Origin of the sequence: Actinomycetospora sp. NBC_00405, assembly GCF_036044095.1 — a bacterium.
Classification (GTDB): domain Bacteria; phylum Actinomycetota; class Actinomycetes; order Mycobacteriales; family Pseudonocardiaceae; genus Actinomycetospora; species Actinomycetospora callitridis.
Window position 1 is genome coordinate 797,967 of record NZ_CP107938.1, and the last position, 22,561, is coordinate 820,527.

The following is a 22,561-nucleotide window of genomic DNA, read 5'->3' on the forward strand; positions in this document are numbered from 1 at the left end:
GGCGAGGAGTCAAGGCTCCAGGCGGCCCACCTCGTGTGAACGGCCGCGAGGCAGTTCGCCCGAGGGTGGCGGTCAGCTGCTCGATGGCGTCGTCGTGGCGGCCGGCGCTGTGGAAGGCGGTGGCCAACATCGCCTGTGCTCCATCCGCTCCGCGGTGTTTCGCGGCCGAGCTGGGGCGTGGCTGATTAGTCGGACCGCGTTCGTAGGGTGTCGCCAAGGAGATGTCGACCGAGGGGGGCACGTGCAGGCCACGGCGCGGACACCGAGCGAGCTGTTCGACACGAGACTCATCTACGAGATCCCGACGTTCCAGCGGCCGTACGTGTGGAACGAAGAGGACCAGTGGCAGCCGCTGTGGGACGACGTGGTGCGCGTTGCCGAGGCGATCCTTGATGCGGACGACGACGAGACAATCGCTCAGATCGCCCCGCACTTCCTCGGCGCGGTGGTGATCAAAAACGTCGCCGTCAACGCCGGCGACATCCAGCGCTTCTGGGTCATCGACGGGCAGCAGCGCCTGACCACCCTGCAGATCGTGCTCGACGCTGCGGCACTCGTGGTCGGCGAGCTCGGGCGGGAGGACGACGCCGAGCGCCTCGAGGATCTGGTGCTCAACTCGGGCAAGCGGTTCGCGCGCAAGCCAGAGCGGTTCAAGATTCGCCCCTCACGCGTCGACCGTGTCGCGTTCGAGGCAGCGATGGACGACGACCAGGAGCCCGACGTGTCCACGGCGACGGCACGGATCGTCTCCGGTCACGAGTTCTTCCGTCGATCGATCACCGAGTGGGCAGGGGAGAAGGGCGAGCCGGGGGACCGTCTCGGGGCCCTCGTGCATGCGCTTCGGAGCAAGCTCGCGGTCGTGTCGATTCTGCTCGGCGAGCACGACGACGAGCAGCTGATCTTCGAGACCATCAACGACCGCGGAACACCTCTGCTCGGCGCGGACCTGATCAAGAACTTCGTGTTCCGTACCGGGGACCAGCTCCGGGCCGACGTCGACCGCTGGAACGACGAGTTCTGGCGCGACCTCGACGACGACTGGTGGCGCGAACTGGTCTCCCAGGGCCGTCTCTACCGCTCGCGGATCGACATCTTCCTCCAGTACTGGCTGACCATGCGCACCCACGAAGAGGTGCCCGCCGAGCAGATCTCGTCCCACTTCCAGAACTACGCCAAGCCACGCCTCGTCGACATCCGCAGCGCCGAGACCTTCCTCGCCGAGCTGCGCCGGGACGCGGACGCCTTCCGCGACTTCGCACAGATGGGCTCGGACACCGCGCGCGGCCGCTTCTACTCGCTGGTGATCGAGTCGCTCCAGCTCGGCACCACCACCCCGCTGCTGCTCTGGCTGATCAGCAGTAATCACCGTGTGCCCGCCGAGCAGATCGACCGCGCGCTCGCCGCGGCGGAGAGCTGGGTGGTGCGGCGAATGCTGCTGCGACGCACCACCAAGGACGTCAACAAGGCCGTCGTGGCACTGCTCGCGCACCTCGATGCGGCCGGCACGGATCACGCGGGCGACGCGACCATCGAGTTCCTGGGCCAGCAGACCACCGACACCCGAGTCTGGCCGAGCGACGACGAGATCCGCGAGGAGCTCCCGGCGCTGCGCGCCTACGGCAGCATCAACCAGGCACGCCTGCGGTTAGTGCTGGCGGCCGTCGAGCGGCACTGGCGCTCGACGCGGCAGGAGGACGTGAGCCTGCCGACTGGCTTGCAGGTCGAACACATCATGCCGCGCAACTGGCGCACGCACTGGGGTGACGACGTTGTCGGGGACCCCGAAGGCGTCGCTCGCCGCGACCGGCTCGTCGAGACCGTCGGGAACCTGACGCTGGTCACCCAGCGTCTGAATGGAACGCTGTCCAACCGGCCCTGGCTCGGAACCGAGAAGCACCCCGGCAAGCGGGACCTGCTGAGCACGTACAGCCTCCTGGAGCTCAACAAGAGAGTGATCGAGCTTCCGGACTGGACCGAGGCGGACATCCGTCGCCGGGGCGAGGCCGTCGCTACGGCAGTGACCGAGATGTGGCCCCGTTCGGTGCTTGCGTCGGTGGGCTGAGGTGGAACCGGACGAGAACGCCAACTTGCTGCTGCTCGACCGCAAGCGAGCCCGCCTCGGCGAGCCCCACGTCGCGCCCATCGTGGCGCTGTGCGACGAGATCGCCGAATCGAGGCGGCTCCCCGCGGGCGCGGTTCCCTACCCTGACCCGGAACACGGCGGAACCGGCGCCCGCGCGCTGTTCGTCCTGTCCCACCCCGGTGCCGCGGCGCCGGAGACCCGGTTCCTGTCGCTTGGCAACCAGGACTCCAGCGCACGACTCGCGTTGGCCGAGTGCGAGCGGGTCGGGCTCGGGATGCACGAGATCGCGCACTGGAACGCCGTCCCGTTCCCCATCGCGGAGTCGACGCCAAGCACCACGGAGAAGCAGCAGGGCGCCCCGTGGCTGCCACGCCTAATCAAGCTGCTCCCCGAGCTGCTGGTCGTGGTGCTGCTCGGGAACCCTGCCAAGGCGAGCTGGCCGCGGGCCTTCCCCTGGGGCAGCGACCTCGCCGTGGTCGAAGGCCCGAGCCCGGGCCGCCCAGGCATCAACCGCCGAGGAGCGAAGGAAGAGCTCGCGGCCGCGTTCGACGAGGTTGCGAAGATCGTGAGGGCCGCGCGATGACGACGCGGGTCGCGGTACTCGACGTCGGCGCCGTCGATAGCCTCGGGTGGGCGGCACTCGATATCGACGAAGCCCCGGAGGGTCATGGTGCATTCTGCGGACGATCTGGAGAAGGTGGGAGGTACCCCTTCTCGGCATCGTTGTGGACCGAGGGGTGCGTCAGAAACCGGCCAGGTTAGCAAACTGTTCCCTGCTCATCCGCTCCCATCTTGACGCGGCATTCTTCTAAAGTGTTCCGTGACTGCAGTCGAACATTGAAATAGAGACCTACTTAGAAGGATGAATTCTGAGGCTTTGGTCGAAGCTGTTAGGTAACCGCAAGGCTATTCGGGTAACGAGCGATCCAAACGAGCGATCTATGGCTAACGGATTCAAGCCTCGGAAGGAACTAGATGAGCAACCCGAACCAACCGGCTGGCCAGCCACCTCCGCCCTACCATGGCGCAGCCCACGGGCAGGGGTCGCACCAGGGCGCTCACGCCCCGGATCGTCCTGAGATGCCGTATGGGGGGTGGGGACCTCCGGCGGCTGAGCACGGCCACTGGAACCCCGCCTCGCGAAGGCAGACCAGCCCTACGCCGAGTCGTCGGTGGCCGTGGGTCCTCGGGATCGTCGCCGCGTTCCTTGTCGGGCTTGCTATCCCCACGGGTGGCACGCCGTCGGGAACCGACGTGCGTGTGTCGGGTCCGGCGCCGCTTATCGGAGGCGTAGGGGGCCCCGAGTATCAAGCACCCTTCACTCTAGAGGTATCCAGCGAGCTAGGCCGCGAGATCAACGTCAACTACGCCAACGGAACCGGGGGAATGGACTCCGCACCTCGCGGAACGGAATCGACGTGGTCAATGACCATCCCACAGGCCACGGAATACAGTTCCGGATCGCTGACCGTTTCGTCCAGTCCATCGTTTGAGGAGTTTCAGAGCGGAACTAAGACCGACACTGTGAGGTGTCGGATCACTGACGCAGCCGGCGCGGTTGTCGATGAGGACATGGGCACCGGCCAGAACGCCAACGCTAACTGCTTTGGCTACTAGGCTAGCGGCGAACGCCCTGGAACCGAGGAGTGAAAGCGTGAAGCGATGCTCTGGTTTCTGCTCATGGCTGCGGCTGTAGCCATCAATTTGTCTGTATGCGGTTACTCTGGAGCAGAACGAGCAGTAGCGGTCCGCAATTAACTGACGAGAACAAGGTGACCGCGCCCGACCAGACCGCGCGCCGCGTCTACGGCAACGGAAAGTCCTCAGCGTCTGCCGCTGGCATCCGTGCGACTTGCCCAGAGAAGCACGGTCCTGTGGCGGTGTATCTGGACGACACCGCCTTAGTCACTCCCAGCGCCCGCAGCGTACAACGGGCCGCCCCGTGAAGCAGAGAAGGAAGGCGGCGTACCGAGCTTCGGGCGCGTGGTTGTGCTCAGGCTCCCTGGGCTTGGCGCACCATGTTCTCGGCGTGATTGACGACGGCCTGCTCGTATGGGTCGTCCGGGTAGTAGCCCGCCTGGCGGACTTGCTCGAGGACGTCGTAGGCCTCTTCCAAGGTCATCGTCCGGTAGTCAGGCTCGTCGTCGATGACCTGCTGTTGGCGCCGGCGAGAAGACGGCGTTTCCCAGTCGTTGAGCCACATAATGAACAGCCAGATGACGACGACAGCGATGACCGCGAAGACCAGGAGTCCAGCGATCGCTTCGCCGATGAACTGCAGGATTTCCCCCATGGGCTCCACATCGCTCGAGTTAGGCGCTTTCGTTACCGGCAGTTGTCCGAGCTGAGACCTGGTGGCGGTGAACCGGCGACCGCGGCGCGGCTCGGCGCGGCGCGGTCGCGAGGGCGACGGCGTCGACGGCTCGTCGTGCCCATTCCTCCCTCGCGCCCGTGCCCGAGAGGGTCGGTGTCGGGGTCGCCGGCAGGTTTTGGCATTGCGTAGGCGCGTGGGGTGCCCCTATCGGACGATCTCAAGGGCTAGCTGTTGATCTCCGGCGTGGTGCGAGTCGTGGTGCGAAACGCTGCCGACACGTGCCCGTGGTGCGAGTTCTGCGGCGTCGGGCGCCTCTGTTGTCGCTGGTAGCAGCCCCAGTGGGCATGATCGCAGGCTCTGGGGGTCAAGGGGTCGCAGGTTCGAATCCTGTCGTCCCGACGCAGCTCACAGGCCGATGGATCTTTATCGGCCTGTGAGCGTGGAGCTATACGTGGAGCCAGTGCCGTCTAGCTTGGCTTTCTGGCCACGAAGCCTGGCGCGCGCCGCCATCAGCGCGGCGAGATCGAGACCCTCCCGAGCGGGGCCCTGCGTGTGCGCGTCTATGCGGGGATCGACCCGGTCAGCGGCAAGCGCCACCACCTCACCGAGATCGTTCCGGCCGGCCCCAAGGCCGCTATGACGGCCGAGAAGGTCCGCATCCGGTTGCTCGGCGACGTGGACGCCGGTCGGCAACCGCGGACGTCCGCGACCGTCGCACAGCTCATGACGCGCTACCTCGAGGTCATCGACGTCGAGGTCGCCATGCGTACGGGCTACGAGAGCGTGATCCGTACCCACATCCTCCCGCTGCTCGGCTACCTCCCGGTCGCCCGTGTACGCGGCGAAGTCCTCGACTCCTTCTACGCGCAGCTTCGTGCGTGTCGGATCCATTGCCGAGGCGCTCGCGGGCTCGTCGACCACCGCACTCGCGCGCAACACGAGTGCGATCGGCGATGCCGACCCCATCAGTGCCGACCACTTGGGCCCAGCGGCATCCGCCAGGCCCACGTCATCCTCAACAGCGCGTTCGCCCACGCCGTCCGCTGGGACTGGGTCGGCACCAACCCATGCACGAAGGCGGTCGCGCCGCGAGCCGCCAAGCCGAAGCCACAGCCACCGTCGGCCTCACAGGCCGCGCGCATCTCCTCGGAGGCGTGGAAGGACCCGGTGTGGGGCCTGTTCGTCTGGCTGGCGATGACCAGCGGCGCGCGACGCGGTTAGCTGTGCGCTGGGAGCGCATTGACTTCGCCGCGGCCGTGGTGACCATCCGCGCGAGCATTGCCGAGGTCAACGGCCAGAACTGGGAAAAAGACACCAAGGACCACCAGCAGCGGCGCATCGTGCTCGATCCGCAGACCCTCGGTCTGCTCCGGGCTCTGCTCGTGCTCCGGGCCCAGGAAGCTGAGGCTCTCGGGTTCGAGTTGCCCGAGGACGGGTTCGTCTTCTCCCCGGATGTGGACGGCGCCATCTGGCCGAAGCCGGCCACGATGACCCGCCGCCTCACGCGTATGTGCGAGGGACTCGGCTACGACATCCACCTGCACCAGCTGCGGCACTACTCGGCCACGGAACTCATCTCTGGCGGGGTCGACGTTCGGGCGTCGCCGGCCGCCTCGGGCACGGAGGAGGCGGTGTCACCACGCTGCGCTACTGAACGGCGTGGGTCGCCGAAGCTGATCAGCGCGCATCTCGTGCCCTCGCTGACCGAGTTCCGCAGCTACCGAGTCCGGTCGCCCAGAACGGCGCGCCGATCCTGGAGTCGCCGGCACCGACAGCCGCTGCCGAGGACGAGGCCTCTGCGCCCTACCGGCGCATCGCCGCTGACCTCAGAGGAGCGATCCGCATCGGCGCTCTGCGACACGGCGACCTCTTGCCCACCGTGAAGGAGCTCGCCGAGCGGTACTCGGTCTCCGAAGCCACTGCGCACCGGGCCGTCACGCTTCTCGCCGAGGCCGACGAGGCCACTGTCTCGCGCGGACGCCGGGCAGTGGTCAGCCAGAAGCCCGTTGATGAGCCTGTGCGACCCATCTGACGTTCTGCTCGAGGCGTCCAGGCCATCGCCCCACGGACGCCGGGCCTAATGGGCCTTGTGGTAAGCCTCCGTGACCTCGGCGGGGATGCGACCACGATCGGACACCGTCATGCCCTGGCGGCGTGCCCATTCCCGAATGGCCTGGTTCTGCTCGCGGTCCGCGGCGGTGCTTCCGCCGCCACCCTTGCTTTGTCGACCGGACGCGCGAGTCGTCGGCGTGCTACGACGCCGTCCGCCCTTCCGACGGGCGTGCTCGACGTAGTCACTGAGAACGTCGCGAAGCATGTGCGCGTTCTTCTCGGACAGGTCGATCTCATACGAAACGCCATCGAGCCCGAACCCGACGGTCTCATCGGCCTCGCTCTGGTCAAGGTCGTCAATCAGCGACACCACGGTCTTCTGTGCCATCAGTTCACCTCTCGCATCCGGTCGGGTCGGGCCTGTGCCTTCTGTCGCTCAATTTTTACCACGGATTCTCTGGTGAGATCGGGATGGGGCTGACTCTCCACCGATGGCCTGATAACTACTGATACGAGCGGCCCGATGCCAGGCCAGCAATGGCCGCGGTCTAGCGTGTTCTCTGCGTCCCTCGAGAAGTGCTGCCGCAGCCCGCTCGTCGACCACCTGGTCGAAGGCGCTCCTGCAGGTCCGCGCGGCACTGGCCGCATACTGAACATGGCCCGAGGATTGCTGGAAGCAACTCACGGCAGTAAGCGTCCGCAGCCGATGGAGCGATAAACGGGTCGATGCGGTCTAGGTCCGGCGCTAGTCTCTGTGCGGATGTGCGTCCGGGGTAGCTGCCGCCCGTCACCCCGAGTCGAAACAACACCCAAAGGAGGGTTGGCTAGGCGTTAGGACGCCGCCCCCGCGTCTGCCCGCGCAGGCTCGACCCTCCGTTCTCCGCGCGGGTCCAAGCACCTACCTCAGCGTGGCACGACCGAAGCATCGAACCGTCCACTGCACTCTCGCGCTCTGAGGAGATCGTCGTGACACCTTTCGAGCGGCCGGTTCGAGTCATGGTCGTTGGTACGGAGATCGAGTGTTGCGTGCCGCCCCCGGAGCTGGGCGATGTCGTCTCCCGGCCGCTGATGATGTTCGTCGGACCGGACGACGGCCCGTTCGAGGGACCGTCGCCGCTGGCGGGTGGAGCACTGGAATGCCGGCGCGACGGTCCTCGTCGATGGTGGGTTCCACGTCTATTGGGCACCGCATGGTTCTCGACCGCCGAGCACAGAGAGTTCCGAGGTGGCTGGCCATCTGGTCGCGACCCTGCACCACCCAACGCCACCCGAGGCGCTGCCGGCGACGACAGGCCGCGTCGCACGGCTCTGGGTGACCTACCACCAATACCGCGAGCAAGGCCGCGAGCGCCGGTACCTCGAGCAGATGCGCATCAGCGCGACGCTGCGCGAGGTCGAGCGCAGCCCGCAGCGGTTCGGCGACAGCCTGGAGGACGGTGCCCGGGCCGACGGGATGCTCGTTGAACTGCGAGTACCTAGCTGATCCAACCGGTGCTCGAAGTCAACCTTGCGACACCCCGCTGACAGGAGGACGGTCCACCACGGGCTCCAGCGCTGCTAACAGGGACTATGCAGGTGCAGTGAGCTGCAGAACCCGCACACATGGCGGTGTCCGACCCCAGTTCGCACCCAGAGCCGCACCCTGAGCAAGATCGGAACGGTCGTGCCCGGGCGTGCCGGCACGCGTCGGCGAATGGGAGCATCGGGATGACGCGAACAGGATCCGCACGGAGCACGGTAGCGCTGCCCATTTCGTAGGTATCCTCCTCGCGGTGACCGAATCGGGGCCCACGTTCCAGGAGCTAGTGGTCGGCGTCGAGGGCCTGGCCGTGCTCCGGACGCTCTACGCCGACGCGGCCGAGGCGCGCGCGGCGCGTCTCGCCGAGACCCGGGCCGTGCTCGACGACGGGGCGGCCTCCGAACGCCTGGGCGTCGAGCTCGACCTCGCCGCGGGTTACACGCAGTGGGCGGCCACCTACGACCGTCCCCTGCGGCTGTTCGGGCTCGAGGAGCCGCCGATGCGTCGCCTGCTCGACGCGTTGCCCACCGGCAAGGTGCTGGACGCCGCCTGCGGGACCGGCCGGTGGGCGGCCCACCTCGCGGCCCGCGGCCACACCGTCACTGGGGTCGACCAGTCCCCCGCGATGCTCGACCTCGCCCGCGCCAAGCTCCCCGACGCCCGGTTCCTCGACGGCGCGCTGACCCGCCTGCCTGTGCCTGACGCCTCGGTCGACGCGGCCGTCTGCGCCCTCGCGCTGGTGCACGTCGCCGACCTTGGTGTCGCGATCGGCGAGCTCGCCCGCGTCGTGCGCCCCGGAGGCCGGATCGTCATCAGCGACGTGCACCCGTTCCTGGTGGCGCTGGGCTGGCAGGCGCAGTTCCCGACCGACCACGGGCGAGCGTTCATGCGCCTCCACGCCCACGTGCCGTCGGACTACGTGACGGCGGCGCTGGACGCCGGCCTCGTCGTCCGGAGCTGCGAAGAACCGCGCCTGACCGCCGAGGCCGCCGCCACCCCGACCGCCGACCTCGTCCCGGACGCGAACCGCGCCGCGTACGTGGGGCTGCCGGGTGTCCTCGTGTGGGAGTTCGAGCGGTGAGGAGCAGCCACACGACCGCCGCGAGAAGGCACTTGTAGAGCAGGGAGACGGCGAGCACTCAGAGCCAGTACGCCATCCTCGCGCGGCTGTCCTCGCGGGTGAACAAATCCTCGCCCATCACCGAGCTGGCCGTGGCGATGGACCACTCGCAGAGCCGCATGAGCCACACGGTGGCGGCACTGGTCGGCGGGGACCTCGTCCGTCGTGAGCCGGACCCGGACGACCGGCGCTTCGTCCGGGCAGTGCTGACCCCGACAGGGCGCGGCGCCTGAGCGGACTCGGCGCCCGACCACGATGCCGACGGGCTCAGCCCTCGATCGTGGCCAACGTGGCGAGGACGTCGTCCGGCGGGGTGGTCAGGTCGTCGACCCCCGCCAGGCCCTGCATCGTGCCGCGCTGCTGCAGTGGCAGGTCGGCCAGGGTCCTCTCGATCGTGTCGACGTCCCAGGCCTGTTCGCCGTTGCCGACGATGCTGCCGATGGTCCAGCCCTCGAAGAGGGTCAGGCTGTCGCCGACGACCCCGACGACCCCGACGACCCCGACGACCCGTCCGGTGAAGCGGCAGGCCGGTGACGCCAGGTAGGTGGCGAGTGTGGCCACATGGTCCGGGGACATCCGGTCAAACCCCTCGGGGATCGTGCTCATCAGGGGGCCTGCGACGAACTCGCTGATGCGCGTCCGCGCTACCGGAGCGAGGGCGTTCACCCGGACGCCGAGCTCGGCGAGCTCGAGGGCCCAGGACACGGTCAGGGCCGCGATCCTCGCCTTGGCTGCGACGTACATCGGGTTGCCGGTCCCGGGGGGAGGCCGACGGCGGACGAGGTGTTGACGATGCGCCGTCCCGCCTCCGGGTCCTGGGCGCGCCAGTGCACGGCAGCCCAGTGGCTCAGGGCCGCGGTGCCCGTGAGCGACACCGCGAGGAGCGCTCCCAGGCGACGATCTGGACGCACTGCAACTCGATGCGGTGCCGGCCGGGCCACGGCGTCACCCGTTGTGCGGGTGGCTGCCGACGAGCGAGATGGCGACGCCGAGCCGCGGTCAGGCCCGGGTAGCCGCCCGCGCGGTGGGCGGGTCCTCCTCGATCGGAACGCGAAGGGCGTCGAGGACCCTCGGGACCATCGCGTAGAAGCCCGCGGTGACCACCAGCTCGACCCGCTCCTGGTCGGAGAAGTGCCGGGCGAGCTCCTGGTGGACGTTGTCGTCGACGTACCCGGTCAAGATCGCGTCGGTCAGCATGAGCGCGGCCCGCTCGGGCTCCGAGAAGCACGTGGACGTTTGCCACGCCGGGATCGCGTCGATCTGCTCGCCGGAGGCCCCGGCCCGGTGCGCCATGTCCTTGTGCTGGTGCCATTCGTAGTCGGAGCGCATGACGTTCGCCGTACGCAGGATCATGAGCTCGCGCAGCACACGGGGTGTCGTGCAGTCGTCGCGGACCGACCAGGCGAACTGCAGCCAGGCGTCGAGCATGTGGGGTGCGTTGGCGAGGGCCCGGTAGAGGTTGAGCTGTCGGGCACCGAGCTGGGCGATCTTCTCCGCGGCAGCGGGGTGTGGTTCCTGCAGAGGCAGGGCTGTTCCAGAGCGGGGCACGATGTCCTCTCCAAGCGGTGGACCGGCTGGTGGCCTCATGCCGCTCACCACGGGGGAAGGCTCGGCGAGTCGCCCTCGTACCGCAGACCCTCGTCCACCTGCCCGCGCACAAGGAACGGCAGCAGGGCCTCGTAGTAGCCCTCGATCCGGTGCGAGCCGTCGCCGACGGTCCACTCCTCGCCCTCGCGGGCGACGATGTGCAGGCCGGGACTGTCGGGATGGGCCTGCAGCCGTTGCACGCAGACCTCGATGGCGTCCACGGTCGCGTCAGGGTCGGCCTCGTGCCATTCCCAGGTGGTGCCGAGATCGTTGTGGTGGACGATCACTTCCGTGGTCCGCCGGGCCGGGAGCGAGAAGACGTCGACCTCGCCGGAGAAGAGGGTCGGCACCGTCTTCGTCCGGACCCCGCCCTTGAGCGTCCGGAGCGCGTTCAGCAGGCGCGCATCGGCTTGCTCCAGGGCCTTGGCGAGCTCGGTGGCGGACAGCTGGGAGGTCGCCTCGATGTCGGCGTCCCGCTGCTCCCGCGACTCGTACGCCGGTGCCTCCTGACCCGTGACCGCCCAAGTGACGAGGTTCGCCATGGCGTCCGCGTCGAGCGCGAGGTGAGCGATCAGGTGACCCCGTGTCCACCCCTCGCAGTGGGTGGGCTTCGCGATCTCGTCGTCGGTGAGGCTGGCGATGGTGGCCATCGCCATGCCTGTCTCCCGCTGGAGCACGTTGAGATCGCTGGTCAGGCTCCTCGTGGTCTTGGTCAAGGTCACGATTAGGCCACCCTCTCGAGGACCGAGGTAATCACGGTCAGGCCTCCGGCTCGAGCACGAAGTCGCGGTCGGAACGCACCTCGTCACCGTTGCCGGTGGGCTGGGGGTCGAGGGTGAGCTCGGGCTTGTCGGCGGAGGCGACGTCGTTGCCGAGGTAGGGGTCGCCGGTGAAGAAGAGCTGGCTGGTCAGGGTGCGGTGCCCGGGCGCGGTGACGAGCAGGTGGATGTGGGCGGGGCGCCACGGGCTCCAGCCGGCGGCCTGGGTCATCTGCCCGGTCGGCCCGTCGAGGGGGATCGTGTACGGCGCCGGCTTGCGGGTGTGGATCTCGAAGCGGCCCTGGTCGTCGCAGGCCACGACGCCGCGCAGGTTGCCGGCCGGCGGCTTCGCGGCGAAGCCGGAGTACCAGCCGTCGGAGTCGGTGTGCCAGATGTCGACCGTCGCGCCGGCCAGCGGCGTGCCGTCGGTGGCGGTGACCTGCCCGGCGAGGATCATCGGGGTGCCGGGCTCGTCGTCGCGCATCGGCAGCGTGGCGGGCGAGTCGAGCTGGGCCTGCCCGTCGAGCCAGAACGGGCCGAGGATGGTGCCGACCGAGCCCTGCCGGGTCGCTGCGGCGACCTTCTCGACCTCGAACTCGAGGTAGACGTCGAGGAACAGCGGCCACTCGCCGGTGTCGGAGACCGCGATCAGCCACTGCTTGAAGGCGTCGAACTCCTCGTAGGTGACCTTGTGGTCGCGGATGGCGGCGCGGATGCCCTCGAGCGCGGCGCCGACGACGGTCGCCACGCGCTGGGGGGCGACGCCGCCGCCCGCGGGGCCACGCAGGTTCGAGGCGCCGGAGCGGGCGATCTCAGTGGCGTGGGAGCCGGCGGTGACGGCGTCGGAGACGGGCTGGTCCTGGGTGCTGGTCATGGTGTCCTCGCTGTGGCTGTGGTGGTGGACGGCGTCATTGCTTGCCCCGGTGGAGGCCGGCGAGCTCGGTGCGGGATCGGACGCCGAGCTTCGTGTAGATGCGCGTGAGGTGGTACTGAACGGTCTTGGGGGAGACGTGGAGCTCCGTGGCGGCGTCCTTGTTGGACAGGCCCCGAGCGACGAGCTCGGCGACGGCGCTCTCCTGCGCGGTGAGGTCCCCGGCTCCGCGGTCCGGGCGGCTCTGGTGCACGCCGCCGGCGCGCAGCTCGCGGTCGCAGCGGGCGACGTAGCTCCTCGCTCCGAGGGCGAGGAAGAGCTCGCGCGCCGTGGAGAGGATGGTGTCGGCCTCACGGCGCTGGGACAGGCGCCGCAGCGACTGCCCGTAGGCGAAGTGCGCGCGGGCGCGGTCCCACCGCAGCGGCTGCGCGTCCAGGGATGCGATCGAGGTCTCGAAGGCCGAGCGGGCGGCGTCGAGGTCGCCGCGGGCGGCGTGGAGGCGGCCACGTGCCCAGGCCAGCCGCGCGAGCTCGGGGTGGTTCTGCTGGTCCTGGGCGCATTCCCCATGGCGGGTGAGGAACTCGTCGGCCTCGTCGAGGTGGCCCTCCATGACGAGGGCGTTGGCGTAGACGTCGCGCCAGGGGTACCAGCCGGGCTGGGCGACGGCGGTCTGCTTCTCCGCGGCCAGGGGCGCCAGGGCGCGGACGACCGCGCCGTAGTCCGCGCGGACCTCGGCCATCGACGCGCGAGCGAGACGGCGGGGGACCGCCATGATCTCGTAGTCGTCGGCGCCGCTGTCGGCGTCGCGCAGGACACGCTCGGCCCGCTCCTGGTCGCCCCGCAGACTGTGGACCTGGGCGGCGGTCCAGGCGAGCAGCGGGGTGACGATGACGATGCCGGTCCGGTCGGCCCGCCGTAAGCCCTGCGCGACGGTGCGCAGGGCGAGGTCCCAGTCGCCGGCGAGGAAGTGGACGCGGGCGAGCCAGCCGGAGGCCCACAGCGAGATCCGGGAGGAGCCGCCAAGGGTGGTCGTGGGGATGGCGCTCTCGAGCTCGGCGCGGGCCTCGTCGAGCTCACCGAGGACGAGGTGGAGCCACCCCTGGCCCATCGTGACGCGTTGGAGCTGTGCGCCACCACGCACGCGTCCGACCATCGTGCGGTACTCGACCAGGCCCTCACGTGGCCGGCCCGCGGCGGCGGTGCCCAGACCACGCACGGCGAGGGCCTCGACGGCCGCGGGGTGATCCGGCCCCACGAGGTCCGTGGCGCGGTCCGCCCAGGCGATCAAGGAAGGCCCATCGCCGCGGACCAGCGCGTCCAGGACGCGTCGCTGGCAGATCCAGGCGGCGGTGTCCGCGTCGGAGGCCGGGTCGCAGAGCTCCCAGGCGCGCCCGAGGGCGCGTTCGGCCTGTCCGGTGCGGCCGAGAAGGATGGCGAGATAGCCGAGGACCGAGTTGCGGATCGCGGTGTCGAGGAGGTTCTCGATCGCCGGGATCATCGCCTCGGCCTCGAACACCGCGCCCGCGCCGATCATGGCGTCGACGGCCCGGATGAGGAGGAGCTCGCGGTCGGCGTGCTGATCGGTGAGCCGGCTCGCCTCGAGGAGCGCGTCGGCAGCGTCGGACCAGGCGCCGTCCGCGGTCTTGACCTGGGCCATCTCGGCGAGGCGGTCGGCGAGCCCGGCGTCGGGCCCCGGGGTCGCCGCAGCGAGCAGTGCGAGGCGGCGGTGGGGTTCGGCGACGACCTCCGCGGCCCGCCGACGCGTCTCCGCCGCTTGGTGCGGGCCGAAGAGGTCGAGCACCGCGGCGCGGATCATGGGATCGCTCGGGCCCACGACGGGGAGCGACCGTCCGCCGAAGCGCTTCACGAGGTCGTGGCTCGCGGCCTCGCTGAGCGGGTGGAGGACGTCGTCGAGGCCGGCGGTGCGCGCGATCTCGTCGAGGCTCGCCGGTTCGCCGAAGCAGGCGGTGGTCTCCACGAGCCGCCGGGCCTCGGACGAGAGGGCGCGGCACGCCTCCTCGACGCGGACGGCGACCTCGCGAGGGGCCGGAATCCGGAGGTCCGGGACGTCCCACATCTCGCCGGGGAGCTCGTCCAGGAGGGCGAGGACGAGGCGCGGGTTCCCATTGGTGTGGCGACGGAGCCGTTCGAGCAGCCACGGGGGCAAGGGGCGCCCCCGGTCAGCGCAGAGTTCTTCGAGATCGCGCGACGAGAGCGGTCCGAGGGGCACGGCGGCGTCAGCGATGCGCCGCAGCAGGTCGGTCGTGGCGGACGGGCCTCGGCCGGGGTCCGCGGCGAGCAGCGCGACCACGGGTACCGGGCGGTGGTGGCGGATGAGGGTCGAGAGGGCCCGTAGCGAATCCTGATCGGCCCAGTGGGCGTCGTCGACGACGATGAGGACCGTGTCCTTGCCGGTCCGGTCGATGAGTCGGCGAGCGACGGCGAACGGGTCCTCGCCGTCGAGCGACGCGATGTCCTGATCGAGCAGCTGGGCGACGATCGCGTGCGGGCAGCCCGACTCCCACTCCGCGCCCGACGCCGCCAGGACCCGGCCCGGCGCGGCCGCGGTGGCCTCACCGAGGAGCCGGGACTTGCCGCTCCCGGACTCCCCGGTGACGAGGACGGCGCCGCGTCCGTGCTCGACCACGTCGAGCAGGGCCCGGCGGACCTCCTGGCGCTCGTGCGGCCCGCGAGGCACGTCGTCGAGTGCGCGGGTGTCGACGGGTGAGCGGTCCTCCTCGCCGGGTTCAGGTGGCAGCGCCATCGCCATGTCTGGTGATCCCGTCAGCCGAGGTCGCCGCCGGCCACGGGCAGCACCGTGCCGGTGATGTACGACGCCTCCGCGGAGGCCAGGAACGCGAGGGCTGCAGCCTGCTCGTCGAGGGTGCCGTAGCGCTTCATCAGCGACGACTCGACCGTCTGGTCGACGATCCCCTGGTACCACTCCCGTTCCTGATCGTCCTTCGGTCCGGGCCCGCGCGGCGTCTTCCGCTCGGGGGCGTTCGTGCCGCCCGGGGCGGTGGCCGCGACGCGGATGCCGTGCGGCGCCAGCTCGAGGGCGAGCGCCGCGGTGATGGCGTTGACCCCGCCCTTCGCCGCTGCGTAGGGCAGGCGGTGGATGCCGCGGGTAGCCACCGACGAGACGTTGATGATCGTCCCCTGGCCGCGCTCGATCATGTGCGGTGCGACGGCACGACAGCACCACAACGTCGGCCACAGGGAGCGGTCGATCTCGGCACGGATCTCATCGGGCGAGTAGTGCTCGAAAGGCTTGGCCCAGATCGTGCCGCCGACCGTGTGGATGGCGACGTCGATCCGGCCGTACTGCGAGATCGCCGCGGCGACCACCGACTCGGCCCCGTCCCAGGTCTCGAGGTCGGCGACCACCGGCACGGCCTGGCCCACGCCGGCGCTACGGTCCTCGGCCAGCTCGTCGGCGAGTTCCTTGACGGTCTCGGCCCGATCGGCGAGGACCAGCAGTCCGCCTTCCGCGTGCACCCGGCGCGCGGTGGCTTCGCCGATGCCCTGGCCGGCCCCGGTCACCACCACCACCTGGTCGGCGAATCGGCCCGGGGTGACGAAGCGCGGACGTCGTGCGGTGCGCCGGTCCTCCATCGCCCGGCGGGTCGTCTGCTTCGACCGCTCGGCGTGGTCGCTGATCAGGTCCCGGGCTCGGTCGCGGTCGCCGGCCTCGAAGGCGTCGACGATGTCGAGGTGGTCCTGGGCGCAACGGGGGTGGCACCAGGTGGCGTGCCGCAGCGACTCCTCCATGTGCCCCTTGACCCCGAGGTCCTGGTAGGCGTGCAGGAGGTGGGAGTTGCCCGTCATCGTGAACAGGAAGTCGTGGAACGCGGCGTTCGCCTCGGTGTAGCCCGCGGCGTCGACGAACCGCTCCGCCTCCACGTCGACGTACGGCACGGTCGACTCGGCGAGCAGCCGGTAGCCGGCGATCTCGCGCGAGGTGATGCGGCCGATGGTGAGTTCGAGGGCGCCCAGCTCGAGGGCCCGCCGCGCGTCGAAGATCGCGTCGGACTCGTGGATCGAGGGGTGCTGCTGGCCGATCTCGTAGCCGTCGTCGGTGACGATGCCGGCGGGCGCCTCCTTCGGAGGTGCCACGAGCGGCGCGAGCTCCGGGTCGGGGAAGGCATCCCGTCCGACGATCCCGCGGGCGTCCGCCGCGACGACGAGGGCGTCGACGTCGCCATCGAGGGCGGACGCGGACGGGCCCCCCTCACTACCCGCGAGGACCACCTGGCCGTTGAGGCGGCGGGCGAGGTCGGCGGTGTCCGACGGTTCGGGGAGGTCACCCGCGCCGGCGCTCACCCGGGCGTCAGCGCCCAGGGGCGCCAGCTCGCGGTCGGGCAGCACGGTCTGGCCGCTGATCGCCCGGCCCTCCCCGTCCAGGACGATCAGGCCCGGACCACCGATACCGACCAGGGTCGGGCGGGCGGGCTGTTCCTGGCCCGTCTCCTCACTGGTCTCCATGCTGTCCTTCTCCGCCGCGGCCTGGGCGTCGTCGGCGACCTCCGGGACCGTGGCGTCGTCCTCGGGCTGCGCGCCCTCGCCCGCCTGCTCCTTCGGGGCAGCCGCGAGGGCGAACTTCTCGTAGTAGAAGCCGGCTGGGGCGAAGCCCTGCTCGAAGAACGAGGAGCGCACCGCGTCGACCATCGGCGGCGGCCCGCACAGGTAGACGCTGGCATCGCCGTCGTGGAAGTGCCCCTCCTCGACCAGCGCGGTCACGTAGCCCTGGTTCGGGGCCGCCGTGCCCTCGGCCGCGACGGTGTAGGTCCAGGTCAGGCCGTCGAGGGCCGCCTCGAGCGCCCGGATCGACTCCAGCTCGACCACGTCGTCGTCGGTGGTCGCGCCGTAGATCAGGTGCGCCGGCCGGGAGCTGCCGGTGGCCTCGAGACGGCGCAGGATCGAAAGGATCGGCGCGAGACCCGTGCCGCCGGCGAGCAGCAGGATCGGTGCCTCGGACTCGCGCAGGAAGAAGCTGCCGTGGGGACCGGTGAACTGCACCGAGTCGCCCACCGCGGCCGTGTTCTCCAGCCAATCGGACATCACCCCGCCGGGCGATAGCTTGACCAGGAAAGTGAGCTGCTCACCATCAGGAGCGCTGGAGAACGAGTACGAGCGGGTCTGGTCGGTGCCGGGCACGGCGATGTTCACGTACTGCCCCGGCAGGAACACGAGCTTCTCGCGGTTCTCGCAGTCCAGGGTCAGCGACATCGTCGTCTCGGACAGCCTCTCGACCGCCGCGACCGTGGCCCGGAACTCGCCCGCGCTCGTCTTCGCCACCGCCGAGGTCGTCGGGATCTGGACGACGAGATCGGACTTCGGGTTCATGCTGCACGTCAGGACGTAGCCGGCAGCCTCCTCGTCGGGGGCGAGCGCGTCCTCGACGTAGTCGTCCATCTCGACCTGGCCGGACTCGAGGTAGGACTTGCAGGTCCCGCAGGCCCCGTCGCTGCAGTCGACCGGTATGTTGATCTTCGATCGGTAGGCCGCGTCCATCACGGTCTGGTCCTCGCGGCACTTCACGAAGCGGGTGACGCCGTCCTCGAAGGCCAGCGCGACGTCGTGCGTCGGTGCACTCATCGCCGCCCCCGCAGAAGTGGTAGATGTCGACGACGTGGTGGATGTAGTCGTTCTTGAGCACCACGGTCTTGCGGCGGATCAGCGGCGACGGCCCGGAGAAGTCGATCGTGTAGAACGACGTGCCGTAGTACGGGTCGACCGTCTTGTACCGGAAGTACATGGTGTGCCAGTTGAACCGGATGTCGACCAGGTCGCCGCGTCGCTCGATGACCTCGACGTTGGCGATGTTGTGGCTGGTCCGCGGCTCGGGGATCGAGGTGGCGCTCGAGCGCTCGGTGCGGATGCGGAAGACCCGGTCCTCGAGCCCGCCCTTGTTGGAGTAGTAGATCAGCGAGATCTCGCGCTGGGGGTCCTGCGTGAGGGTGTCGTAGTCGTCCCAGCACGGCATCCAGTACACGACGTCGTCGGCGTAGCACTCGAGCCACTTCTCGAATTCGCGGTCGTCGAGGTAACGCGCCTCGCGGTAGAGGAACTGCTCGATGATGTTCTGCGTGATCAACGCGGTCCCGCCGGCACCGGTGGAGCCCTGGGCGGTGGTGTTCTCGGTCGTCGTCATGATCAGGCTCCCGTCCCGTACGTGCCGGCGAGCTCGTCGTCGGTGGCCTTCTCCTCGGCGAGCGCGGCGCGCATGACCTCGAGCCAGTAGCCGTGCTGGACGGGGTAGAGGCCCTCATCCTCGTTCTTCGCGCCGGAGGAGACGACCCCGTCCATCCCGAGCGACTGCGCGACCTCGTCCGGGCCGTCGATCCAGTGCTGGAACCCGCGGCTCATGTCGTTCCATGGCGCGGTAGTGGCCTGGAAGGTCAGCTGGCAGGCCCGGAACTCCTCGAGGTCGTCGGGCGTGGCCATGCCCGAGGCGTTGAAGAAGTCCTCGTACTGGCGGATGCGGTTCGCGCGCGCCTCGTCGCTCTCGCCCTTCGGGGCGATGCAGTAGATGGTGACCTCGGTCTGGTTCGGCGCGATCGGGCGGAAGTGTCGGATCTGCGTCGAGAACTGGTCCATCAGGTACACGTTCGGGTAGAGGCACAGGTTGCGGGAGCCGCGGACCATGAAGTCGCCGGTGGCGTCGCCGAACTGCTCCTTGAGCTTGTCGATCTCGCTGTAGAGGGGCTGGTCCTGAGGGTTGGCCTTCCAGGTCCACAGGCAGAGGTGGCCGTTCGGGTACGACCAGTAGCCGCCACCGCTCTTGCCCCAGCCGCCGGCGTCGAGTGCCTTCGTCTCGTTCTTCGACTGACCGCTGCTGCGGCGCGACGTGGTGGCGGCGTAGTTCCAGTGCAGCGCGGTGACGTGATACCCGTCGGCGCCGTTCTCGGCCTGCACCTTCCAGTTGCCGTCGAACGTGTAGGTCGAGGAGCCGCGCAGCACCTCGAGCCCGTCGGGCGACTGGTCGACGAGCATGTCGATGATCTCGGTCGTGTCACCGAGGTGCTCGGACAGCGACACGACGTCGGGGTTGAGGCTGCCGAACAGGAAACCCCGGTAGCTCTCGAACATCGGCACCTTGACCAGGTTGTGCGAGCCGTTGGTGTCGAAGTTCTCGGGGTAGCCGGCGCCTTCGGGGTCCTTGACCTTGAGCAGCGTGCCGTCGTTGCGGTAGGTCCAGCCGTGGAACGGGCAGGTCAGCGTCTTGCGGTTGTCCCGCTTCTTGCGGCACAGCATCGCCCCGCGGTGCGCGCAGGCATTGATCAGGCAGTGCAGCCCGCCGTCCTTGTCCCGAGTGATCATGATGGACTGGCGGCCGATGTAGGTGGTGAAGTAGTCGCCCGGCTCGGCGACCTGGCTCTCGTGCGCGAGGTAGACCCAGTTGCCCTCGAAGATGTGCTTCATCTCGAGTTCGAAGATCTCTTCGTCGGTGAAGATCCGGCGGTTGGCCTTGATCACCCCGGCTTCGCGGTCGTCGACGACGGCGTCGGACAGGACCTTCTCGATGCTCGGGCCGACTCGGTCAAGGCTCTGCGTCATCGCACGCTCCCAGGTGGTGAGAGTCCGGGCGCTCCGGACCGGGAAGTTCGTGTCCTCGACGGTCCCTTGCCGTAGGCCCGGACACACCAGGCATGTACCTAGTCCTCACCTAGCAGTCGCCCCGGCGAACGCGGCCGACTACGACGTTCGGCTATGTGCGACCGCGTATGGCGTCCACGTCGATGCGCAACTCGCGGACGCGTCGATAGAGCGTGTTGCGGCTGATCCCCAGCCGCTCGGCCGCGTGCACCTTGTTGTCACAGCACTCCGTGAGAGCGCGGACCATCTGTCCCGCTCCGCTTGTCGCAACGCGCGCTGGACGCCTGTCCCGCGCTGCTCGCGGTAGCCGGGAGGCAGATCGGCGATCGAGACGTCACCCGCCGAGCGGTGTTCGGCGACCTGGTGGACGACAGAAACGGGCGCAGCAGGGGCGCGCCGTCCTCGGCGAAGCAGGTGATGTCCGGGACGCCGGCGTGGCGGCGGGTGATGGGGTCGCGGATCGGCGCGCCGAAGCAGGCGAAGCGCTTGAAGACCTCGAGGTAGTGCTCCTCGCCGTGCACGGCCACACCCCGCTGCGTCTCTCCGGCGGTCGGGATCGAGTTCGTCCCGGTGGTCGCTTCGGTGAACGTCTTCCCCGGGACAGCGCCCAGTGCGGCCAGCCGAGCCTCGAACTCGGACTGTCCGAAACGGGCGTCGACGATGCACGAGTCGGGGTCGGCGAGCACCACGCCGTAACGCGTACCGGCGAGGTGCTCGGCCACGGCGTCGAGGACCGGGGCCGCGGCCCGACGCAAGCGGCTGCCGTGGTCGTAGTAGGCGACGTCCTCGGGGTCCACGGTCGCGCCGGGGTCCAGGCCGGCCGAGGCCGTCCGTCGCCATGAACTGACGATCTCAGGTCGAAGTGCCATGGCGTCCCGATCATCGTCGATCACTGAAGTACTACACCAGTCGTAGTGTGCGACAGCTTTCCGTAGAACGAAAGTCCTCAGGAGTCTTGTGTCGGAACGTTGTGACTACCCATAGTGAGCCGTTCCCGGCCGAGTCATGCGGCCGGTTAGCCCCAGCGGAGCAAGAGAGGTGCCGATGTGAGTACTCCGAGCAAGCCGGTCGAGGTGACCGTGGTCGACACGAACGCGGAGTCGTGGCAGCTGCTCCCCATCGCCCACCTCAAGACCAACCTTGAGCACGTGCCGCTCCTCAACGACGAGGAGACCGGCGTCATGATCGTCAAGATGGTGTACCGGGCGGGCTTCACCAACCCCTGGCACACCCACTCCTGCGGTCACGGTTTCTACGTCCTCGACGGGACGCTCAAGACCCACCGCGGGAATTACCCCGCCGGCAGCTTCGTCTGGTTCCCCGAGGGCGGGGTGATGGAGCACGGCGCCACCGACGACGCCGACTGCACCTTCCTGTTCGTCACCAACAAGGGGTTCGACATCCACTTCGTCGGCGACGAGACCGATCCCGACGCACCCACGATGTCAGCCCGCGGAGCGGGCCGGCCCGGTCGGACCCGCTCCGTCTCACAGGCCCACCGCTGCTGTGCCGTTCTGGCGCAGATACAGGGCCGCGAGCCGGACCACACTCCTGCGCCATCAGTCCAACGGCTCGAGGAGTGCTGGTGAGCAGCGACGTCACCTACGACAAGCTCTACATCGGCGGGGAGTGGGTCTCCCCGTCCAGCTCGGCGACGATCGAGGTGACATCGCCGAACACCGTGAGCGGATCGGCGCGGTTCCCGAGGTCCAGGAGGCCGACATCGACGCCGCCGTCGACGAGCACCCCGGCGGGCAGGCCGGCCTCGATCGCTGCCTCGGCGAGCAGGTGCTCGTCCAGCACCGTCCCGCGATGGCCTGTTCGGTAGGTGGCCTTCACCGGTTCGACCGCGGCCGGGCGCCAGATCGCCGAGACCTGTGGCCGGCTGCTGCGCCCGGTCACGCTGGAGCTGGGCGGCAAGTCCGCGACCAATTGTGCTGGACGACGCCTCGCTCGACCTCGCCGCGATCGGCAACGACCTGCCCGTAGCGACTCTGGCCAACAATGGCCAGACCTGCTTCCTGGGTACGCGCGTGCTCGCACCCCGCAGCCGTTACGACAAGGTCGTCGACGTGTTCACCGCCTTCGCCGAGTCCACGGCGATCGGCGACTCGCTCGATCCCGGCACGCAGATCGGCCCGATGTCCAGCGACCCGGCGAGGCCAAGCAGGGCGACACCATGGCGGTGGTCGGGGTCGGGGGCATCGGCATCAACGCCGTCCAGGGTGCGGCAGCCGCTGACGCCGAGTACGTGATCGCGGTCGACCCGGTCGCGTTCAAGCGAGGAAGGCGCTCGAGCTCGGCGCGACCCACGCCGTGGAGTCCAACGAGGAAGCCAACGCTCTGATCCCCGACCTGACCGACGGCCGCATGGCCCAGGTGTGCGTGAACACCGCTTCGGCTCGTCCAACCCGCGGGCCGACATCCCGCGCATGCTCGAGCTGCACCGCAGCGGCAAGCTCAAGCTGGAGGAGCTGCGAACGAACACCTACGTGCTCGACGACGTCAACGCGGGCTACGACGACATGCGCAACGGCCGCAACCTGCGGGGTGTCATCTCCTTCGCCTGAGCCTCGGGACATTGCGGACCGTCGGGGCCGTGACCAACACGGCCCTGATGGCCCTGCTCTTCACGAGCGAGCGCGCGGCGAGCAGGGC

21 protein-coding genes and 3 pseudogenes are annotated in these 22,561 nt (G+C 69.3%); 12 read left to right on the forward strand and 12 right to left on the reverse strand.

Annotation, left to right across the window (positions count from 1 at the left end):
- Positions 1 to 241 precede the first annotated feature (241 nt).
- Both OG774_RS03905 and OG774_RS03910 read left to right on the forward strand, forming a co-directional pair.
- Positions 242 to 2,062 (forward strand): DUF262 domain-containing protein, encoded by a 1,821-nt coding sequence (locus OG774_RS03905; RefSeq protein WP_328306854.1) that lies wholly within the window; start codon positions 242 to 244, stop codon positions 2,060 to 2,062.
- Between the two features lies 1 nt (position 2,063).
- The gene (locus OG774_RS03910; RefSeq protein ID WP_328306856.1) at positions 2,064 to 2,666 is read left to right on the forward strand and encodes a hypothetical protein; all 603 of its coding nucleotides are present in this window, start codon (positions 2,064 to 2,066) and stop codon (positions 2,664 to 2,666) included.
- Between the two features lie 1,410 nt (positions 2,667 to 4,076).
- Here OG774_RS03910 and OG774_RS03915 read toward each other — a convergent pair.
- The gene (locus OG774_RS03915) at positions 4,077 to 4,376 is read right to left on the reverse strand and encodes a hypothetical protein (RefSeq protein ID WP_328306858.1); all 300 of its coding nucleotides are present in this window, start codon (positions 4,374 to 4,376) and stop codon (positions 4,077 to 4,079) included.
- Between the two features lie 573 nt (positions 4,377 to 4,949).
- Between OG774_RS03915 and OG774_RS03920 the strand changes: the two genes are divergently transcribed.
- The 3 genes from OG774_RS03920 to OG774_RS03930 are packed head-to-tail and all read left to right on the forward strand — an operon-like array spanning position 4,950 to position 6,429.
- Entirely contained in the window at positions 4,950 to 5,618 is a 669-nt protein-coding gene (locus tag OG774_RS03920) for a hypothetical protein (RefSeq protein ID WP_328306860.1), read from the forward strand.
- 2 nt (positions 5,619 to 5,620) lie between these two features.
- Entirely contained in the window at positions 5,621 to 6,280 is a 660-nt protein-coding gene (locus OG774_RS03925) for a hypothetical protein (RefSeq protein WP_328306862.1), read from the forward strand.
- On the forward strand, positions 6,250 to 6,429 hold the full coding sequence (locus OG774_RS03930; RefSeq protein WP_328310767.1) for a GntR family transcriptional regulator: 180 nt from the start codon (positions 6,250 to 6,252) through the stop codon (positions 6,427 to 6,429). Before OG774_RS03925 ends, OG774_RS03930 begins: the two co-directional genes overlap by 31 nt.
- A 45-nt stretch (positions 6,430 to 6,474) precedes the next feature.
- On the opposite strand, the gene OG774_RS03935 is transcribed toward OG774_RS03930, so the two are convergent.
- Positions 6,475 to 6,837, reverse strand: coding sequence for a histone-like nucleoid-structuring protein Lsr2 (locus tag OG774_RS03935; protein WP_328306864.1), 363 nt, complete (start codon positions 6,835 to 6,837; stop codon positions 6,475 to 6,477).
- Positions 6,838 to 7,572: 735 nt separating this feature from the next.
- Between OG774_RS03935 and OG774_RS03940 the strand changes: the two genes are divergently transcribed.
- From OG774_RS03940 to OG774_RS03950, 3 genes and pseudogenes are all read left to right on the forward strand, one after another.
- Entirely contained in the window at positions 7,573 to 7,932 is a 360-nt protein-coding gene (locus tag OG774_RS03940; protein ID WP_328306866.1) for a DUF6578 domain-containing protein, read from the forward strand.
- Positions 7,933 to 8,221: 289 nt separating this feature from the next.
- Positions 8,222 to 9,049, forward strand: coding sequence for a class I SAM-dependent methyltransferase (locus OG774_RS03945; protein ID WP_328306868.1), 828 nt, complete (start codon positions 8,222 to 8,224; stop codon positions 9,047 to 9,049).
- A gap of 68 nt (positions 9,050 to 9,117) precedes the next feature.
- Positions 9,118 to 9,321, forward strand: a pseudogene (locus OG774_RS03950) (MarR family winged helix-turn-helix transcriptional regulator); the annotation flags it as partial.
- A gap of 34 nt (positions 9,322 to 9,355) precedes the next feature.
- Here OG774_RS03950 and OG774_RS03955 read toward each other — a convergent pair.
- The 10 genes and pseudogenes from OG774_RS03955 to OG774_RS03995 all read right to left on the reverse strand — a co-directional run bounded on the left by OG774_RS03955 (position 9,356) and on the right by OG774_RS03995 (position 20,772).
- Entirely contained in the window at positions 9,356 to 9,832 is a 477-nt protein-coding gene (locus OG774_RS03955; RefSeq protein ID WP_328306870.1) for an SDR family oxidoreductase, read from the reverse strand.
- A 255-nt stretch (positions 9,833 to 10,087) separates the two neighbouring features.
- Positions 10,088 to 10,636 (reverse strand): carboxymuconolactone decarboxylase family protein, encoded by a 549-nt coding sequence (locus OG774_RS03960; RefSeq protein ID WP_328306872.1) that lies wholly within the window; start codon positions 10,634 to 10,636, stop codon positions 10,088 to 10,090.
- Positions 10,637 to 10,680: 44 nt separating this feature from the next.
- The gene (locus OG774_RS03965; protein WP_328306874.1) at positions 10,681 to 11,397 is read right to left on the reverse strand and encodes a maleylpyruvate isomerase family mycothiol-dependent enzyme; all 717 of its coding nucleotides are present in this window, start codon (positions 11,395 to 11,397) and stop codon (positions 10,681 to 10,683) included.
- A 37-nt stretch (positions 11,398 to 11,434) separates the two neighbouring features.
- On the reverse strand, positions 11,435 to 12,307 hold the full coding sequence (locus tag OG774_RS03970; protein WP_328306876.1) for a dioxygenase family protein: 873 nt from the start codon (positions 12,305 to 12,307) through the stop codon (positions 11,435 to 11,437).
- Between the two features lie 34 nt (positions 12,308 to 12,341).
- Positions 12,342 to 15,074, reverse strand: coding sequence for a helix-turn-helix transcriptional regulator (locus OG774_RS03975; RefSeq protein WP_328306878.1), 2,733 nt, complete (start codon positions 15,072 to 15,074; stop codon positions 12,342 to 12,344).
- Between the two features lie 14 nt (positions 15,075 to 15,088).
- Positions 15,089 to 17,902, reverse strand: coding sequence for a benzoate 1,2-dioxygenase electron transfer component BenC (benC, locus tag OG774_RS03980; protein ID WP_328306880.1), 2,814 nt, complete (start codon positions 17,900 to 17,902; stop codon positions 15,089 to 15,091).
- A gap of 16 nt (positions 17,903 to 17,918) precedes the next feature.
- Positions 17,919 to 18,458 (reverse strand): annotated as a pseudogene (gene benB / locus OG774_RS03985) (benzoate 1,2-dioxygenase small subunit); the annotation flags it as partial.
- A 2-nt stretch (positions 18,459 to 18,460) separates the two neighbouring features.
- Complete coding sequence (benA, locus tag OG774_RS03990; protein ID WP_328306884.1) at positions 18,461 to 19,864, reverse strand: benzoate 1,2-dioxygenase large subunit; 1,404 nt, start codon at positions 19,862 to 19,864, stop codon at positions 18,461 to 18,463.
- Positions 19,865 to 20,015: 151 nt separating this feature from the next.
- A complete protein-coding gene (locus tag OG774_RS29790; protein WP_442873938.1) occupies positions 20,016 to 20,150 on the reverse strand; it encodes a helix-turn-helix domain-containing protein in 135 nt (44 codons plus the stop codon).
- Positions 20,122 to 20,772, reverse strand: a complete 651-nt coding sequence (locus OG774_RS03995; protein WP_328306886.1) for a hypothetical protein — start codon at positions 20,770 to 20,772, stop codon at positions 20,122 to 20,124. Before OG774_RS03995 ends, OG774_RS29790 begins: the two co-directional genes overlap by 29 nt.
- A gap of 177 nt (positions 20,773 to 20,949) precedes the next feature.
- Here OG774_RS03995 and OG774_RS04000 point away from each other — a divergent pair, with 177 nt between their 5' ends.
- From OG774_RS04000 to OG774_RS04015, 4 genes and pseudogenes are all read left to right on the forward strand, one after another.
- Entirely contained in the window at positions 20,950 to 21,492 is a 543-nt protein-coding gene (locus tag OG774_RS04000) for a cupin domain-containing protein (protein WP_328306888.1), read from the forward strand.
- 239 nt (positions 21,493 to 21,731) lie between these two features.
- Positions 21,732 to 21,785, forward strand: a pseudogene (locus OG774_RS04005) (hypothetical protein); the annotation flags it as partial.
- Positions 21,786 to 21,837: 52 nt separating this feature from the next.
- On the forward strand, positions 21,838 to 22,158 hold the full coding sequence (locus OG774_RS04010; protein ID WP_328306892.1) for an aldehyde dehydrogenase family protein: 321 nt from the start codon (positions 21,838 to 21,840) through the stop codon (positions 22,156 to 22,158).
- A 126-nt stretch (positions 22,159 to 22,284) separates the two neighbouring features.
- Complete coding sequence (locus OG774_RS04015; RefSeq protein ID WP_328306894.1) at positions 22,285 to 22,473, forward strand: hypothetical protein; 189 nt, start codon at positions 22,285 to 22,287, stop codon at positions 22,471 to 22,473.
- The last annotated feature ends 88 nt before the right edge of the window (positions 22,474 to 22,561 follow it).

Excerpts from the sequence above, each read along its gene's own strand:
- OG774_RS03915 (WP_328306858.1), bottom strand. The coding sequence starts at position 4,376 with ATGGGGGAAATCCTGCAGTTCATCGGCGAAGCGATCGCTGGACTCCTG.
- OG774_RS03935 (WP_328306864.1), bottom strand. The coding sequence starts at position 6,837 with ATGGCACAGAAGACCGTGGTGTCGCTGATTGACGACCTTGACCAGAGC.
- OG774_RS03955 (WP_328306870.1), bottom strand. The coding sequence starts at position 9,832 with ATGTACGTCGCAGCCAAGGCGAGGATCGCGGCCCTGACCGTGTCCTGG.
- OG774_RS03970 (WP_328306876.1), bottom strand. The coding sequence starts at position 12,307 with ATGACCAGCACCCAGGACCAGCCCGTCTCCGACGCCGTCACCGCCGGC.
- OG774_RS03975 (WP_328306878.1), bottom strand. The coding sequence starts at position 15,074 with ATGGCGATGGCGCTGCCACCTGAACCCGGCGAGGAGGACCGCTCACCC.
- benC (WP_328306880.1), bottom strand. The coding sequence starts at position 17,902 with ATGAGTGCACCGACGCACGACGTCGCGCTGGCCTTCGAGGACGGCGTC.
- benA (WP_328306884.1), bottom strand. The coding sequence starts at position 19,864 with ATGACGCAGAGCCTTGACCGAGTCGGCCCGAGCATCGAGAAGGTCCTG.
- OG774_RS29790 (WP_442873938.1), bottom strand. The coding sequence starts at position 20,150 with ATGGTCCGCGCTCTCACGGAGTGCTGTGACAACAAGGTGCACGCGGCC.
- OG774_RS03995 (WP_328306886.1), bottom strand. The coding sequence starts at position 20,772 with ATGGCACTTCGACCTGAGATCGTCAGTTCATGGCGACGGACGGCCTCG.